The 15,365-nt window shown below is 74.0% G+C and carries 18 protein-coding genes; 10 read left to right on the top strand and 8 right to left on the bottom strand.

All coding sequences use genetic code 11. The annotated features are described in order from the left end of the window. The 8 genes from AB0K34_RS42860 to hutI form a co-directional block, all read left to right on the top strand. Positions 1–1,332: helix-turn-helix transcriptional regulator (locus tag AB0K34_RS42860; RefSeq protein ID WP_364554357.1), on the top strand; the 1,332-nt coding region annotated here is incomplete at its 5' end. Positions 1,333–1,472: 140 nt separating this feature from the next. Next, positions 1,473–2,012 (top strand): MauE/DoxX family redox-associated membrane protein, encoded by a 540-nt coding sequence (locus AB0K34_RS42855; protein ID WP_364554356.1) that lies wholly within the window; start codon positions 1,473–1,475, stop codon positions 2,010–2,012. Between the two features lie 16 nt (positions 2,013–2,028). Beyond that, positions 2,029–2,592 carry a hypothetical protein gene (locus AB0K34_RS42850; protein ID WP_138638752.1) on the top strand — a complete coding sequence of 188 codons (564 nt, stop codon included), beginning with the start codon at positions 2,029–2,031 and terminating at the stop codon, positions 2,590–2,592. Then, positions 2,589–2,936 (top strand): twin-arginine translocation signal domain-containing protein, encoded by a 348-nt coding sequence (locus AB0K34_RS42845; protein ID WP_138638753.1) that lies wholly within the window; start codon positions 2,589–2,591, stop codon positions 2,934–2,936. The genes AB0K34_RS42850 and AB0K34_RS42845 overlap by 4 nt, the downstream gene beginning before the upstream one ends. Before the next feature lie 79 nt (positions 2,937–3,015). Further along, positions 3,016–3,591: a hypothetical protein gene (locus AB0K34_RS42840; protein ID WP_138638754.1), complete on the top strand. Its 576-nt coding sequence runs from the start codon at positions 3,016–3,018 to the stop codon at positions 3,589–3,591. A gap of 47 nt (positions 3,592–3,638) precedes the next feature. After that, a complete protein-coding gene (locus AB0K34_RS42835; RefSeq protein WP_364554355.1) occupies positions 3,639–4,019 on the top strand; it encodes a hypothetical protein in 381 nt (126 codons plus the stop codon). Between the two features lie 30 nt (positions 4,020–4,049). Further along, entirely contained in the window at positions 4,050–4,355 is a 306-nt protein-coding gene (locus AB0K34_RS42830; protein ID WP_138638756.1) for a hypothetical protein, read from the top strand. A gap of 114 nt (positions 4,356–4,469) precedes the next feature. Further along, the gene (hutI, locus tag AB0K34_RS42825; protein ID WP_364554354.1) at positions 4,470–5,633 is read left to right on the top strand and encodes an imidazolonepropionase; all 1,164 of its coding nucleotides are present in this window, start codon (positions 4,470–4,472) and stop codon (positions 5,631–5,633) included. Positions 5,634–5,653: 20 nt separating this feature from the next. Here hutI and AB0K34_RS42820 read toward each other — a convergent pair whose 3' ends face one another. The 3 genes from AB0K34_RS42820 to AB0K34_RS42810 are packed head-to-tail and all read right to left on the bottom strand — an operon-like array spanning position 5,654 to position 8,373. Continuing rightward, entirely contained in the window at positions 5,654–6,133 is a 480-nt protein-coding gene (locus tag AB0K34_RS42820; protein ID WP_364554358.1) for a flavin reductase family protein, read from the bottom strand. Next, on the bottom strand, positions 6,130–7,833 hold the full coding sequence (gene sppA / locus AB0K34_RS42815; RefSeq protein ID WP_301177821.1) for a signal peptide peptidase SppA: 1,704 nt from the start codon (positions 7,831–7,833) through the stop codon (positions 6,130–6,132). Before sppA ends, AB0K34_RS42820 begins: the two co-directional genes overlap by 4 nt. A gap of 51 nt (positions 7,834–7,884) precedes the next feature. Then, the gene (locus tag AB0K34_RS42810) at positions 7,885–8,373 is read right to left on the bottom strand and encodes a PaaI family thioesterase (RefSeq protein ID WP_301177822.1); all 489 of its coding nucleotides are present in this window, start codon (positions 8,371–8,373) and stop codon (positions 7,885–7,887) included. Positions 8,374–8,475: 102 nt separating this feature from the next. On the opposite strand from AB0K34_RS42810, the gene AB0K34_RS42805 reads away from it, so the two are divergent. After that, positions 8,476–9,333, top strand: a complete 858-nt coding sequence (locus tag AB0K34_RS42805; RefSeq protein ID WP_364554353.1) for an NUDIX hydrolase — start codon at positions 8,476–8,478, stop codon at positions 9,331–9,333. Positions 9,334–9,340: 7 nt separating this feature from the next. Here the strand turns inward: AB0K34_RS42805 and AB0K34_RS42800 are convergent, their stop codons facing one another. The 3 genes from AB0K34_RS42800 to AB0K34_RS42790 form a co-directional block, all read right to left on the bottom strand. After that, positions 9,341–9,691, bottom strand: a complete 351-nt coding sequence (locus tag AB0K34_RS42800; protein ID WP_138638760.1) for an ACT domain-containing protein — start codon at positions 9,689–9,691, stop codon at positions 9,341–9,343. Between the two features lie 39 nt (positions 9,692–9,730). Beyond that, positions 9,731–11,962 (bottom strand): 1,4-alpha-glucan branching protein GlgB, encoded by a 2,232-nt coding sequence (glgB, locus tag AB0K34_RS42795; protein ID WP_364554352.1) that lies wholly within the window; start codon positions 11,960–11,962, stop codon positions 9,731–9,733. Between the two features lie 405 nt (positions 11,963–12,367). Continuing rightward, the gene (locus AB0K34_RS42790) at positions 12,368–12,586 is read right to left on the bottom strand and encodes a hypothetical protein (RefSeq protein WP_138638762.1); all 219 of its coding nucleotides are present in this window, start codon (positions 12,584–12,586) and stop codon (positions 12,368–12,370) included. Between the two features lie 205 nt (positions 12,587–12,791). On the opposite strand from AB0K34_RS42790, the gene AB0K34_RS42785 reads away from it, so the two are divergent. After that, positions 12,792–13,559, top strand: a complete 768-nt coding sequence (locus AB0K34_RS42785; protein WP_301177826.1) for a GntR family transcriptional regulator — start codon at positions 12,792–12,794, stop codon at positions 13,557–13,559. 20 nt (positions 13,560–13,579) lie between these two features. Here AB0K34_RS42785 and AB0K34_RS42780 read toward each other — a convergent pair whose 3' ends face one another. Continuing rightward, positions 13,580–15,013 (bottom strand): phosphotransferase, encoded by a 1,434-nt coding sequence (locus AB0K34_RS42780; RefSeq protein WP_171069201.1) that lies wholly within the window; start codon positions 15,011–15,013, stop codon positions 13,580–13,582. Positions 15,014–15,015: 2 nt separating this feature from the next. Further along, on the bottom strand, positions 15,016–15,365 hold a 350-nt coding region (locus tag AB0K34_RS42775; RefSeq protein WP_364554351.1), incomplete at its 5' end, for an alpha-glucosidase C-terminal domain-containing protein.

Here is a 15,365-nt window from a genome sequence, read left to right as displayed (position 1 = left end):
CCGCTCGCCGGGCTCGACCCCGCCGGTGCCGCGCTGCTGCTCGCCGACGCCGCCCGGTGCGGCTGGCACGCGGGCGACGCCCGGCTCATCCGGGAGGCGCTGGACGCGCTCGGCGCCCTTCCGCTGCCGCCGGGCTCCGCGCTGGCCCGGCTGCCGGCCGCGATCGGCGCGGCGATGGACGCGGCGGGCGCCGCCGGGCGGCTCGCCGACCTGCGGCGCTCGTTACCGGACGAGTTGGGCCGCCGCCTCACCGCGTCCACCATCGCGTTCGCGGACGGCGCCCCCGGCGCGCACGAGGCGGCCGCGCGGTTCGCGCGGGACTGCCGCACCGAGGCCGGGCGGCTGCCCTACGCGCTCCAGGTCCTCGCCCACGCGCTGGTCGGGCGGGGCCTGCACGGCGAGGCGCGGGAGGCGGCCGAGGAGGGGCTGCGGCTGGCGGGCGACGCCGGCGCGCGGACGCGGACGGCCCAGCTGAGCTGCCTGCTCGGCTGGCTCGCCGCGGTGGCGGGCGACGAGAAGCGCTGCGCGGACCTGGTCGCCGCCGGCCTGGAGCAGGCCCGCGCCGAGGACGTCGCGCCGGCCGTCTCCCTCGGGACGTGGGCGCTCGCGCTGCTCGACCTCGGCGCCGGGCGGCACGCCGAGGCGCTGGCCCGGCTGGAGGAGCTCCCCGAGGAGGTGCCGGCGGCGGGCCCGGCCGCGAGCGCCGCCCGCCAGGCGGCCGACCGCGTCGAGGCGGCGGTGCGCGCCGGGCGGCCGGACCGGGCGGCGCGCCCGCTCGCCCTGCTCGACCGCCGGGCGGCCCGGGACGCGTCCCCGGACGTGCGGGCGCTGGCCGAGCGGTGCCGCGCCCAGCTCGCCGCCGGCGCGGCGGCGGAACGGCATTTCGTGAACGCGCTGGAACTGCTCGGGAACGGCAACGCCTATGAGCGGGCCCGCACCGGGCTGCTGTACGGCGAATGGCTGCGCAGGGAGCGCCGCAGAGCAGATGCGCGAACGTATTTGAGCAACGCGCTCGAATTGTTTGAGAACTCCGGCTCCGCTGCCTGGGCGGAGCGGGCGAGGGCGGAGCTCGGGGCCTGCGGAACGCGCCCGGCGGACGCCCCGGAAACGGTGCTCGGCGGCCTCACCCACCAGGAGCTGCAGATCGTGCGGCTCGCCGCGGCCGGCGCCAGCAACCGGGAGATAGCCGACCGGCTGTTCCTCAGCCCGCGGACCGTCGGGAACCACCTCTACCGGGCGTATCCCAAGCTCGGCGTGCGGACCCGGGGCGAACTCGGGCGCCTGGACCTGAGCGCCCCCGCCGCGCCGCGCGAGCGGCCGGCCGCCGAATGAGCAGTCCCGCCGCGCCGGTTGAGCAATCGACTCAATTCCTGCCCGGCCGCGCACGTCATTGACTCCTTGATCAAGGCGGGTTAAAAAGATCGTATCGATCGCTCCCCGTTCCCCGCTCCTTTAACGAGGTCGTCCTCAGCATGGCTGTAAACGATTCCGTCCTCGTCGCCGTCAATTCGTCCGCGGCCGCCGTATTGTTCGTCGCGGGCGTCTCGAAAATGGTTTCTCCGGCGCAGCTCGGCCGGGCCCTGAACGCGCTCGTCCGGTCCTCGGGCGACGGGTTCGCGAGCGGCCATGTCCGGGCGTTCGCGGCGGTGGAGATCCTCGCCGCGCTCGCGCTGACCGGCACCGCGACCCGCCCGGCCGGCGCCTGGGCGGTGGGCGTGCTCGGCGCGAGCTTCGCCGCGGCCGGCGTCCTCGGCGCCGTCCGCGGCGGCGGCGCCGTCTGCGGCTGCCTCGGCGCGACGGGCGGCCGGCCGCTCGGCTGGTTCAACGTCCTCGCCGGGGCGCTGCTCATGGCCGTCCCGGCGGTGAACCTGGCGGCCGCGGCGCCCGGCTCCGCCACCGCGTACTTCTTCCAGTCCGGCACCGGGCTGGCGTTCGGCGCGCTGCTGGTGTGCGGGTGGGCGCACCGCGGCCTCATCAAGGACCTCACCCGGCCCCTCCCTGCCTCGCGATAGACGGAGGAACACCCCCATGATGGAAGTCTTCTTCGGCGCCGTGCTGCTCGTCCTCGTCGCCGCCGTCGTGCTGCTGTTCGCGATGCTCGGCGAGCTGAGCTCGCGGCTGCCGACCGAGCGGGAGACCGCCGCCGACCGCGACCCCGCGATCTGGCCGCTGGACGACGCGCGGCTCGGCACCGAACCCGGCCGCTGGCCGGCCGAGCTCGCCGGCCTCACCGGCCCCGGCACCGACATCGACGCCGCCCGGACCGTGCTCGTCCTCAGCACCGCCTGCTCCACCTGCAAGGACGTCGCCCAGCAGCTGTCGGACGAGCTGGACAGGGGCGCCGAGGGCGACATGGCCGTGGTCGTCTCCACGGCGGAGCGTGCGCGCGGCGACCGCTTCGTCCAGCAGTACGGGCTGCACCGCCTCGCGCACTACGTCGACGAGGGCGGCAGCTGGGTCGCCGACGAGTTCAACGTCCGGATGAGCCCGACCGCACTGGTCATCCGCGGCGGGCGGCTGGAGTCGGCCCTCGTCTTCCAGGACGTCCAGGCCCTCAGGACGAGGGTCAACGAACCGAAGGGAGTGTCATGACCACCACGACGGAGCACCGCCCGCGCGGCGACGCGGGAGGCCGCGCCGGCGGCCGGGCGGGGCGGGCGACCGGGCGGTGGGCCCGGCGCGGGTTCCTCGGCGCGCTCGGCGCGGGCGGGCTGACCGCCGCCTCGGCCGTGTTCGGCCGGTCCGAGCCCGCGTACGCGATCTGCAAGCAGAACTGCTGCAACCTCGCGGTCTGCCCCAACGTCTCCATGACCACCTGCCGCAACAACATGGACTACCTGTGGGGCTGCGCCATGAGCGCCTACCTGCACTGCTCCTGCTGCGAGGCCTACTACAGCGGCAAGCAGCACTCGGCCTTCGAGTGCCGCTACAGCTGACGGGCCGCGCGTGGTCACGTGGGTGGTGCTCGGCGGGATCGGCGCGGTCCTGCACATCCTGAGCCCTTGAGGCCGGTCCATGGCCGGAGTCTCCGGCCCGCTGATGCGCCGCCGTCCGGCGGACGGCGCGCGCTTCCTGACCGGCCTCACCGCGGGCGGCGTCCTCGCGGGGCTGCTCGTAGCGCTGCTGCTGTACGTGGTGGGGCGCGGGGTGCACGAGGTCCTGCCGGAGGACGCGCGGGTGCTCGCCCTCGCCGCGGTGGCCCTCGGGTTCGGGCTCGCCGACCTGGCGGGCCGGACGCCGCACGTGTGGCGGCAGGTCCCGCAGCAGCTCGTGCACCGGCTGCCGCCGGGGTCGCGCGGCGTGGCCTGGGGCTTCGACCTCGGCCTGCTCGTGACGACGCAGAAGGCGGTGTCGCTGGTGTGGGTCGCGGTCGCCGCGGTGGTGCTGCTGGACCCGTGGACGGCCGCGCCGGTCATGGTCGGCATGGCGCTGCTGTCCAACCTCAGCGTCGCGGTGGGGAGCCTGCGCTTCACGCCCGCGATGGTCGACATGGGAACGAGAAGGCAACGGCTATGGCTGAGATCGATTCGCGCCCTGTCCGGGACGGCCCTGGTGTCGCTGGCGGCGCTGACGGCGCTGCAGACGCTGTGATCCCGGGCGGCGTCCCAGGAGCTCTGCCGGACGGCGCCACAGGCGCTGTGCGGGACGGTGCCGCGGGCGAGGTGAAGGACGGCGTCATCGTGGTGACGCGGTTCGAGTGCCCGAGCCTGTGGGCGCTGCTCCTCGTGCTCGTCCTGCACAAGCGGCTGGCGCGGGACGTGCGGCGGGACGCGACCGGGTTCCTCGGGTCGTCGCTGATGGTCGCCTGGCGCGCCCGGACGCTGCTCAACGTGTCGCTCTGGGAGGACATGGAGGGCGTCCACTCGATGGGGCGCGTGCGCAGGCACGTGGACGCGACGCGGATGCCGTCGAGGCTGGGCGTCGCGACGTCCGGCGGGATCTTCGCCTACGCCGGCGACTGGAAGCGGGTGATGTTCGGGATCGACTGCGAGGGCGTCTCGCCCGTCCGCCCCCTCTGACCAACCACACAAACGAGAAAGGACGGTCACATGAGCTCGGACTACTACCTGCCGACCGACCACGGGTACGCGGTCGTGCAGGACATGGAGGACGGAACGAAGAAGGTGATGGTGTGCGACTCCGTCGTCGGCGGTGAGGCGCAGAACGTCTACGCCATCCACTTCAAGTGCACGTCGCTGCGCGTCGGGCCCGGCGTGCGGATGGAGCACGGCGCCGGCGGCAGCCACACCCGGCAGGTCGTCGAGGTCTTCTCCGAGCGGCAGGGAGTCGTCGACCTGCGCGCGCCCGCGCGCGGCACCGCCCCCCTCCTGGAGGCCGACGCGCGCCGCCGCTGACGGCCCGCGCGGTGCCGGCGCCCGACAGCGCCGGCACCGCGTGAGACGCAGCGGCACTGTGTTGACGTAACGGCACCAGGTGGACGCCGCCGCACCGCGTGAGATGCTGCCCTGGTGAGCACGGTCATCACGAACATCGGGGAACTCGTCACCAACGACCCGGCCGCCGGCGGCGGTCTCGGCATCGTCCGCGACGCCGCCCTGGTCATGGACGGCGGCGCCATCGCCTGGACGGGCCCGGCCTCGGAAGCGCCCGCCGCCGACGAGGCGTTCGACGCCGCCGGGCGGGCCGTCCTCCCCGGCTTCGTGGACTCCCACGCCCACCTCGTCTTCGCGGGCGAGCGCGCCGAGGAGTTCGCCGCCCGGATGAGCGGCCGGAAGTACGCGGCGGGCGGCATCCGCACCACCGTCGAGCGCACCCGCGTCGCGTCCGACGACGACCTCCGCGCGAACCTGCGCCGCCTCATCGGGGAGATGGCGGGCCAGGGGACGACGACCGTCGAGTGCAAGTCCGGCTACGGCCTCACGGTCGAGCAGGAGGAGCGCGCCGTCCGCATCGCCGCCGAACTCGCGGACGAGGTCACCTACCTCGGCGCCCATGTCGTCCCCGCCGAGTACAAGGACGACGCCGCCGCCTACGCGCACCTGGCCGCGACCGACATGCTCGCCGCCTGCGCCCCGCACGCCCGCTGGGTGGACGTCTTCTGCGAGGAGGGCGCGTTCGACGCCGACCAGACCCGCGAGATCCTGCAGGCGGGCATGAAGGCGGGCCTGAGCCCCCGCCTGCACGCCAACCAGCTCACCCAAGGCCCCGCCGTGCGGCTCGCCGTCGAACTGGACGCCGCGTCCGCCGACCACTGCACGTTCCTCAGCGACGCCGACGTGGACGCCCTCGCCTCGTCCCAGACGGTCGCGACCCTCCTGCCCGGCGTCGAGTTCTCCACCCGCCAGCCCTACCCCGACGCCCGCCGCCTCCTGGACGCCGGCGCGACCGTCGCCCTCGCCAGCGACTGCAACCCCGGCTCCTGCTACAGCTCGAGCATGGCGTTCTGCATCGCCGTGGCCGTCCGCGACATGCACATGACCCCGGCCGAGGCCGTCTGGTCCGCGACCGCCGGCGGCGCCCGCGCCCTCCGCCGCACCGACGTCGGCCACCTCGCCCCGGGCGCGCGCGCAGACGTCCACGTCCTGGACGCCGCGTCCCACATCCACCTCGCCTACCGCCCCGGCGTCCCCCAGACCCACGCCGTGTGGAAGGCGGGCCGCCGGGTCCGCTGACCCCGGCCGGCTAGGCCCGGCTAGGCGGGCAGGTAGCGGCGGTTGACGCGGATCAGCGGCGAGCGGTCGCGGGTCACGTAGTCGGTGGCGAGGGCCTCGGCGACGAAGAGCGTGTGGTCGCCCGCCTCGATGGCCTGGCGGGTCTCGCATTCCAGCGCGCAGACGCCCGTGTCGGGGATCAGGGCGTCCGAATGCGGGCCGCGGTGGTGCGGCTCGGCGGCCAGCAGGATGCGGGCGCTCGGACGGCCCTCGGCCGCGAACCGCCCGGCCAGGGCCCGCTGCGCCGACGCCAGGACCGTCGCCGCCCAGCGGGGCCGCCGGTTCAGGACCTCCGACAGGTACGACGACGTCGCCACGCTCGCCACCACCAGCGGCGGGTCCAGGGAGACCGACATGAACGAGGTCACCGTGGTGCCGAGGTCGTCGCGGCCGTCGCGGACCGTCAGCACGGCCACCCCCGTGGCGAAGCCCGCGACGGCCTCGACGAAGTCGGCGCTCAGCGGATCTCCCAGGTGCCCGGCAGGGTCAGCGGGCCCGCGGCGGGCAGCCCGAGGCGCGCGGCGAGGCCGCCGAGCGACCCCCACCCGTCGAAGCGCGCCGACGCGGCCGTGCGGTCCTCGCTGGACTCCGGCGGGCGCAGCCGCTCCAGCGGCGAGGTGTGCGGGTACGTCCGGACCGGCGCGTCGGACGCCAGCCCGGCCTTCTTGCGGGCCAGGTCGAGGGCGGCGTCGATGCCGCCAAGCTCGTCGACGAGGCCGCGCTCCTTCGCGTCCGCGCCCGTCCAGACCCGGCCCCGGGCCAGCTCGTGGACGCGCTCGCGGGACAGCTCGCGGCCCTCGGCGACCTTCGCGGTGAAGTCGTCGTAGATCCGGTCGAGGGAGGCGTTGACCCGCTCCCACTCGGAGTCGCTGAAGTCCTTGGTGGCGCTGAGCATCCGGGCGTGGGCGCCGTCGGCGACCGCGCCGAGGCCGATGCCGACGCGGTCCAGCAGGCCGTTCACCACGGCCTTGCCGACGACGACGCCGATCGAGCCGGTGAGCGTGCCGGGCTGCGCGACGATCGTGTCCGCCGCCATCGACACGTAGTAGCCGCCGGACGCCGCGACGTTGCCCATCGACACGACCACGGGCTTGCCGGCGCGGCGCGCGAGGACGACCTCGCGCCAGATCGCGTCGGACGCGACGGCGGACCCGCCGGGGCTGTTCACCCGGAACACGATGGCCTTGACCCGCTCGTCCTTCACCGCGGCGCGGAACGCGGCGCCGATCGTGTCCGAGCCCATCGCGGGCCCCGAGTTCGGCAGCGGCCCGCCGCGCCCGCTGCGGCCGAGCCGGATCGGGCCCTGCCCGTTGATCAGCGCGACGACGTCCTGCTTGCCCGGCTGGGGGAGCCGGCTCGCGAGGCCGTGCGCGCGGTTGTACCGCGAAACGTAGCGCAGCTGCGCCTCCTCGCCGAACCGCTCCCGCAGGTCGGCGTAGACCTCGTCGCGGTAGGCGAGCCGGTCGACGAGGTTCTCCTCCAGCGCCTCGTCGGCGAGGAAGGGACCGCGGTCGACGAGCGCCCGCACCGTCTCCTCCGACAGCCCGCGGGCGGCGGCGACCCCGGCGGTGATCTGCTCCCCGAGCGAGGCGACGAGCCGCCGCGACGACTCCTCGTGCTCCGGCGTGTACGCCTTCTCCATGAACGTGTTCGCCATGGTCTTGTACTCGTACCGCTTGGCGAACCGCGGCTCGATGCCCGCCTTCTCCAGCGCGCCCGCGAAGAACGGCTCCTCCAGCGCGACGCCGGTCAGCCCCACCTCGCCGGTCGGCTGCAGGTACACCTTGTCGAACGCGGTGGCCAGGTAGTACGGCACGGTGCCGCGCCCGCCCTCACCGTAGGTCTCGGCCCACGCGACGGTGAACTTGCCCGCGTCCCGCAGCGCCTGGACGGCCTCGCGCAGCTCCTGGACGAGCGCCAGCCCGACGCCGCCGGACACCTTCACCACGAGGGCGCGCACCCGGCTGTCGGAGCGGGCGCGGCGCAGCCCGTCCAGGACGTCCCGCAGGTTCGTCCGGCGCATGGACAGGATCGCCGAGATCGGGTCGGCCGGCGCGGTCTCCACGAGCCCGTCGGTGAGATCGAGTTCGAGGATCAGCGGCGCCGTCCGCCGCTCGCGGGCCTGCTTGATCACGTTGACGACTGTGCCGGGATCCACCATGCGCCCCAGCCTATGCGCTCACCCGGCGCCGTTCCCGCACCCCGAGTGAGCTCAGCGGGCGAACGCCTTGTTGGGGATGACGCTGGCGGACGCCTGGGCGACCGGGCGGCCGGCGGTGTCGGTGATCAGCGCGTTGGAGACCATGCGGGTGCCGCCGGGGTGCAGGCAGGTGCCGGTCACCGTGTAGGTCTGGCCGGACTGGACGGCGCGCAGGTAGTCGACGTTCAGGTTGAGCGTGAGCATCGGCATGAAGTGCTCGCACGTGCTGCTCGCCGCCAGGCAGACCGCGTTGTCGAGGATCATCGCGATGTAGCCGCCGTGGACGGTGCCGCCGGGGTTGCAGAGCTTGTCCGCGGGCGACCACGCGATCTCCACGCGGCCCGGCTCGGCGGCCCGCACGTCCTGCCCGATGTAGTCGCTGATGTCGGAGATCTCCGGGACGCGCCGGTCCACCATCGCCTGGATGAAGCCGGCGCCGGACAGCGTGTTCCACAGTTCGGCGGCCTCCTGAAGGGCCGCCGCGCTCGCGTCGACGCTCAACTCACTCTCCCTGCTCAGCGGTGATCTTCAGAATGGTATTCGGTGCCCGGCGGGGCGGCACTATGCCGTTCGTCACGAGCGTCCGGCGCTATCGTCGGACGCATGGGAGACGGCGACGGCTGGGCCGGCTGCGGGCAGGGCCACACGCACTGGGGACGGTTCGGTGCCGCGGGCCTGCTGGCCTACCACCGCGACGCCGGCGGCCAGGTGTGGATCCTGCTCCAGCAGCGCGCCTGGTGGGGGATCGGCGGCGGGACGTGGGGCATGTTCGGCGGCGCGCTGCACAGCCACGAGGACGCCGTCACGGGCGCGCTGCGGGAGACCTCCGAGGAGTGCACGCTCGACGTCAGCGCGGTGAATGTCCACGGCACCACCGTCGAGGACCACGGCGGCTGGTCCTTCACGTCCGTGATGGGGTCGCTGACCGAGCTCGTCCCCGTGGACGCGGCGTCCAGGGAGACGCGCAGGGCCGAGTGGGTGCGGGAGGAGGAGGTCACCGACCGCAAGCTGTTCGCGCCGTTCGCCCGGTCGTGGCCCCGGCTGCGGGACGCGATGAAGGGCCTCGTCCTCGTCGTGGACGCGGCGAACGTCGTGGGCGCCCGCGCCGACGGCTGGTGGAAGGACCGCGCGGGGGCGAACGCCCGGCTCCGCGACGACCTGAAGGCGCTGGCCGGCGGCGTGCGGGGCCTGCCCGGCGGGGTCGTGCCGTTCGACCGCTGCTTCCCGGAGGTCGTCCTGGTCGTGGAGGGCGCGGCGCGGCCGGTCGCGGACGAGCCCGCCGACGGGGTGAACGTCGTGGCGGCGCCCGGCAGCGGCGACGACCGGATCGTGGAACTCGTCCGGGAGGCCCGGCCCGACACCGCGCACCTGGTGGTCACGGCCGACCGGGAGCTGCGCGCCCGCTGCGAGGCCGCCGGCGCCGCCGTCACCGGGCCGCGCTGGCTCCTGGAGCGCCTGTAGCCCCGGGCTAGAGCTCGACCTGGTGGCCTGCGCCGCGGAGCGCCTCCGTCGCGTCCTTCAGGCGGTGCTCGGGGACGAGGACGAGGTCGGCGTGGTAGGTGGATACCACGAAGACCGGCACCCCCGCGTCGGCGAGCGGCTGCACGAGCGCGGCCAGCGTGCCGGGCACGTCCAGGCCGTCCGGCTCGCCGTAGAACCCGACCCAGCGTTCCGCCTCGGTGAACGGCGACGCCTCCCGCACGACGGTGAGGCCCTCCGGGGCGCGGATCAGCGCGACCCAGTCGTCGTCCTCGGGGAACGTCGATTGCGGCAGATGCTCGACCAGAAACTGGCCCGGAACGTTGTGCAGGCGCTGCATGCGCCCACCCTATGACCGAGCGGGTCTGCGCGCGCGCCCCTATTCGGGCACGAGCCAGACCGCGCCCAGCGGCGGGACGCGCAGCACCGCGGACGCCGGCAGGCCGTGGCACGGCTCGCCGGACGCCTCGACATGGCCCAGGTTGCCGACGCCGCTGCCGCCGTAGTCGTAGGAGTCGGTGTTGACGACCTCGCGCCAGCGGCCCGCGCGGGGCAGGCCCAGCCGGTAGTCCTCGTGCGGGTTCCCGGCGAAGTTCACGACGCACGCCAGGACCGGAGGCTCGCCGTCGGCGCGGGGCGTCCCGTAGCGCAGGTAGGACAGGGTGTTGCCGCCCGCGTCGTTGCCGTCGATCCAGCGGAACCCCTCGTGGTCGCTGTCGCGCGTCCACAGCGCGGGCTCGGCGCGGTAGGCGCGGTTCAGGTCGCGGACGAGCTTCTGCAGCCCGAGGTGGTTGGCGCCCTCGGCGGCGTTCTCCAGCAGCCACCAGTCGAGCGGGCGCTCCTCCGCCCATTCGGCGCCCTGCCCGAACTCCTGGCCCATGAACAGCAGCTGCTTGCCGGGATGCGACCACATGTAGGCGAGCAGGGCGCGCAGCCCGGCGAACTGCTGCCACGCGTCGCCCGGCATCTTGCTCAGCAGCGAGCCCTTGCCGTGGACGACCTCGTCGTGCGACAGCGGCAGGACGTAGTTCTCCGAGAACGCGTACACCAGCGAGAACGTGATCTCGTTGTGGTGGTAGTGCCGGAACACCGGCTCGTGGCGCAGGTATTCGAGCGTGTCGTGCATCCAGCCCATGTTCCACTTGAACCCGAACCCGAGCCCGCCGAGGTGGGTCGGGCGGGACACGCCGGGCCAGGCCGTGGACTCCTCGGCGATCGTCATGACGCCGGGGTTGCGCTTGTAGACCGTCGCGTTCATCTCCTGGAGGAAGGAGATGGCCTCCAGGTTCTCGCGGCCGCCGTAGATGTTCGGCGACCACTCGCCCTCATTGCGCGAGTAGTCGAGGTACAGCATCGAGGCGACGGCGTCCACGCGCAGGCCGTCGATGTGGAACTCCTCCAGCCAGAACGACGCGTTCGCCACCAGGAAGTTGCGGACCTCGGCGCGGCCGTAGTTGAACACGAGCGTCCCCCAGTCGGGGTGCTCGCCGCGCGCCGGGTCGTCGTGCTCGTACAGCGCGGTGCCGTCGAACCGGGCCATCGCCCATTCGTCCTTGGGGAAGTGGGCCGGCACCCAGTCCATGATGACGCCGATACCGGCCTGGTGGAGCCGGTCGACGAGATGCCGGAAGTCGTCCGGGTTCCCGAACCGCGACGTGGGCGCGTAGTAGGACGTCACCTGGTAGCCCCAGGACGGGCCGTAGGGGTGCTCCGCCACCGGCAGCAGCTCGACGTGGGTGAACCCCATGTCGTGCACGTACTCGGTGAGTTCGTCGGCCAGTTCCTTGTACCCGAGCCCAGGGCGCCACGACCCGAGGTGCACCTCGTACACGCTCATCGGTTCGTGCAGCCAGTCGTGGTCCTTGCGGGCGTCCATCCACGCGCCGTCGCCCCACGTGTAGGACGAGGTGAACACGCGCGACGCCGTCGCCGGGGGGCGCTCGGTCCACTGCGCCATGGGGTCGGCCTTGGTGCGCCACACGCCGTCCGCGCCGAGGATCTCGTACTTGTAGCAGGTGCCGTCGCCGACGCCCGGCACGAACAGCTCCCACACGCCGGTGGAGCCGAGCGACCGCATCGGGTGGCCGCGGCCGTCCCAGTGGTTGAAGTCGCCGACCACGCGCACGCCGCGCGCCGTCGGCGCCCACACCGCGAAACCCGTCCCGTGCACGGTGCCGAGCGCGGACGCGTAGGAGCGGGGCTGCGCGCCGAGCGCCCGCCACAGCTCCTCGTGCCGCCCCTCGCCGATCAGGTGCAGGTCGAGTTCGCCGAGCGTCGGCAGGTGCCGGTAGGGGTCGTCCTGGAGCGTCTCGACGCCGTCCCCGTAGGTGACGGCGAGCCGGTAGTCGGGGACGGCCAGCGGCGCCGCGCGCTCGTCCTCGCCCGCGAGAGAGGCCCCCTTCGGCAGGGTGCCCTTGAACAGCCCCTGGTGGAAGTGGCGGAGCGGATGCCGGTCGCCGTTCGGCAGGACGACCTCGACCTTCTCCGCCAGCGGGCGCAGCGCCCGCACGGTCACGCCGTCCCTGCCCGGATGCGCCCCGAGGACGCCGTGCGGATCGTGGTGGTCGCCGCCGACGAGCCGGTCGATCTCCGCGCGCGTCACCCGTGCCATGACCTCATGGCCTCCCGTCACTGAGCCTTTACTTCTGTAGGAGTGCCCCGAGAAGCGGTGGTCTCACATGACCGGAGGACCTGTTTCCGCGAGCTTGACGTTCAAGATCGGCGAGCGCGCCGCGACCTGCGCGGGCGCGCTTGCGGCCGCACGGGCGGCTCGACTCTTCGTCGTGGGGTCGCGCCGAATGCTGCCGCCCGTGCGGCCACGTTCCGTGGGGCGGCTCCCCGCCCGCCGCCCGCTACCGGGTCACGTCCACCTCGCCCCAGGGGTGACAACGACCCCACCGCCCGAGGATCCACTCCTGTGTCACCTCAGCGACACAGGTACCTTGCGCACCGGAGCGCCCGGGCCCGGTCCGCCCCCGCTCGCGGACCGGGCCGCGCTGTTCCCCATGGCCTCCGGTCACCGGTCCCCGCGCCCTCCGTGCGTCTGCTCGACGAGCAGCCGGCGGAGCCCCTCCGAGTCGTCCGCCGCCACGGTCATCGCACATCCCGCCTGGAGTTCGGCGTCGGTGAGGTCGCCGATGCGGGTCGCGTACCAGCGTCCCGCGTCGCTGCGCCACACCTGCCAGCCCGGGAACTCCTCCTCGATGGCCGCCTTCAACACGTCGAAGTCGCCCATCAAGGTCGTCCCTTCCCCGAGGTCGTTCTTCTGTATACAAAAGTCTTACTCGGGCCAAGAGGTGTCAAGCTGTCCGTAAGCGGACCGTGCCCTCCGGGATAGCGCGTGGAAGGTATGGATGGCGGAGAGGGACGGGCCGGGATCGAACGCCGAGTCGAACATCGTTCGAACGCCGCGCCGGGCGCGTGCGGCGCAGAGTAGGGAGGTGACGCCGGTGCCGGACCGCCCCGCCTACCTGCGCATCGCCGACACGCTGCGGGAGGGGATCCGGGACGGCAGCCTCCCGCCGGGGACGCGGCTGCCGACCATCGCCGAGCTGTGCGAGACCCACGGCGTCTCCGAGATCGTCGTCCGGCAGGCCGTCGCGCTGCTGCGCGGCGAGGGACTCGTCGAGACCCGCCGCGGCGGCGGCACGCTCGTCAAGGTCGTGCCCCCGGCGCGCCGCGTCGCGATGGACCGGTACCGCGCGGTGACCCGGCCCCTCGCCGTCCCGGAGACCACCTTCACCCGCGACCAGAAGATCGACTGGGCGGACTACCGGCTCGACAAGGAGTTCACCCGGGTGCGGGCGGACGGCGAGCTGGGCGCGCTGTTCGAGCTGCCGGCCGGCACCGAGCTGCTGCGCCGCCGGTTCGTCTTCTTCGCGCGCGGGGAGCCGCAGCAGATCTCCGTCAACTACCTGCCGTGGGACCTCGTCGGCGACACCCCCGTCGCCGACCCGGCCCGCGAGCCGTGGCCCGGCGGGACGCTCGCGCAACTCGCCTACCTCGGGCACCCGCCCGTCCGGGTGGAGGAGGCCGTCCGCTCCCGGATGCCGACCCCGGAGGAGGCCGAGACCCTCCGCATGAGCGGCGGCGTCCCCGTCCTCGGCATCACCCGCCGGCTGCTGGCGAACGCCGGCGTGATGGAGGTCTGCCGCGAGATCGTCCTGCCCGCCGACCGCGTCGTCCTCGACTACGCGATCGACCTGTGAACCCCGTCCGCGCGCCGGGGTCAGCCCGCCAGGCGGGCCAGGGAGCGGAGCGGGACGGGGAGCCAGGACGGCCGGTTGCTCGCCTCGTAGCGGACCTCGTAGACCGCCTTGTCGAACTCGAACGCCCGCACCAGCGCCTCGTGCGCGGCCGGGTCGGGGCCGCCCGCGGCGGCGTAGCCGGCGCAGAACGCCGCGCGGTTGCGCTCGGCCCAGGCGCGGGCGCGCAGTTCGAGGGCCTCCGCGGTGCCGTCCGGCAGGCCGCCGCCGCGCGCGAGCAGGAACCGCGCCGCGTACTCGAAGGAGCGCAGCATCCCGGCGACGTCGCGCAGCGGGTGCGCGAAGGCGCGGCGCTCGCCCGGGGCGCGGGCCGGCTCGCCCTCGAAGTCCAGCAGCACCCAGCCCGCGTCGGTGCGCAGCACCTGCCCGAGGTGGTAGTCGCCGTGGACCCGCTGGAACTCCATCTCGGACGCGTCCGCCGCGACCCGGTCGAACACCTCGCGGATCGCGTGCGCGTGCGGGCGCAGCTCCGGGACGGCGGCGGTGACCTGGTCGAGCTGCTGGTTCATCCCGAAGACGATGCCGCGCAGCGCCTCGGGCGGCGTGCGCACCACGCCGAACGCGGCGGCGAGGTCGCGGTGCACCTCGGCGGTGGCGGCGCCGAGCCGCTCCGCCTCCGCGGCGAAGTCGCCGCCGGCGTCGCCCGCGTCCCCGGCCGTGACCTCGCCCGACGGGCCCGGCGGGGTGGGCTGGGCGAACCAGTCGCGGACGCTGGTGAGGGCGAGCTGCCAGCCGTCCGTCGCGGTGCGCAGGAACTCCGACAGCAGCGCGAGCGTGACCGGCTCCGCTGCGGGCTCGGCGGGGTCGCCGGGGTCGAGCTCGATCCAGCCGTGGACGGCGGCGATGTGCTCGCAGCCCTGGCGGGTCAGCGCGAGGTTGACCTCCAGGTCGGGGTTGACGCCGGGGGACAGCCGCCGGAACAGCTTGCAGATATAGGCGTCGCCGAAGATCAGTGAGGTGTTGCTCTGCTCGGCCGAGGTCGGCAGCCCCTCCAGGCCGGTGCGGATGCCGGTGCCGGGCGCGCGGCGGAACCGCAGCGGCCCGACGGCCGCCTCGCTCGCCATGAGGTCGAGCAGCACGCGGGTCAGGTCGGGGTCGTGGGCGGCGTCGTACACGTGCCCGGTGATCGGCGGGTGCCCGGCGGCCCGTCCGATCTCCACGTGCTGGAGCCGGTCGGGGAGTTCGCGGCGGACGCCGAGGAGGAGCTGGTAGTGGTCGGTGGTGCCGTTCTGGCGGACGTCGAGGACGAGGTGGTGCAGGGCGGGGTCGCCGGTGCGCAGTTCGGTGGCGGTGCCGAGGGACAGCTCGTCGATGGGTTCGTCCTTGCCGCCGAACCACCGCTGCCGGGGCAGCCAGTCGGACAGGAGCCGGACGAGGGAATGGTCTGGCGGCGGCACGGCTACATCACTCCTTCTCCCGGGTCGTGCTCGGCGGGCGGCGGCGGGAGCAGGAACCAGTAGAAGCCGTGCCCGGGGAGCGTCAGCAGGTAGGGCAGGTCGCCGATGGCGGGGAACTGGACGCCGCCCATGCATTCGATGGGCGCGGTGCCCCGGAACCGCCGCAGGTCGAGCTCGACCGGCTGCGGGAAGCGGGACAGGTTGTTCACGCAGAGGACGGTGTCCATGCCGCCCCACTGGTTGCCGTCCGACCCGTCGATCTCGCGGGTGAAGGCGAGGACGGAGGGGTTGGAGGCGGAGAGTTCGACGTAGGAGCCGACGCCGAAGACGGGGTGGCGCTGCCGGATCTCGA

Origin of the sequence: Actinomadura sp. NPDC049382, from assembly GCF_040677125.1 — a bacterium.
Classification (GTDB): Bacteria; Actinomycetota; Actinomycetes; order Streptosporangiales; family Streptosporangiaceae; genus Spirillospora; species Spirillospora geliboluensis.
Note: the sequence above shows the minus strand (reverse complement) of the source record. Positions and strands in the feature narration are given on the sequence as shown.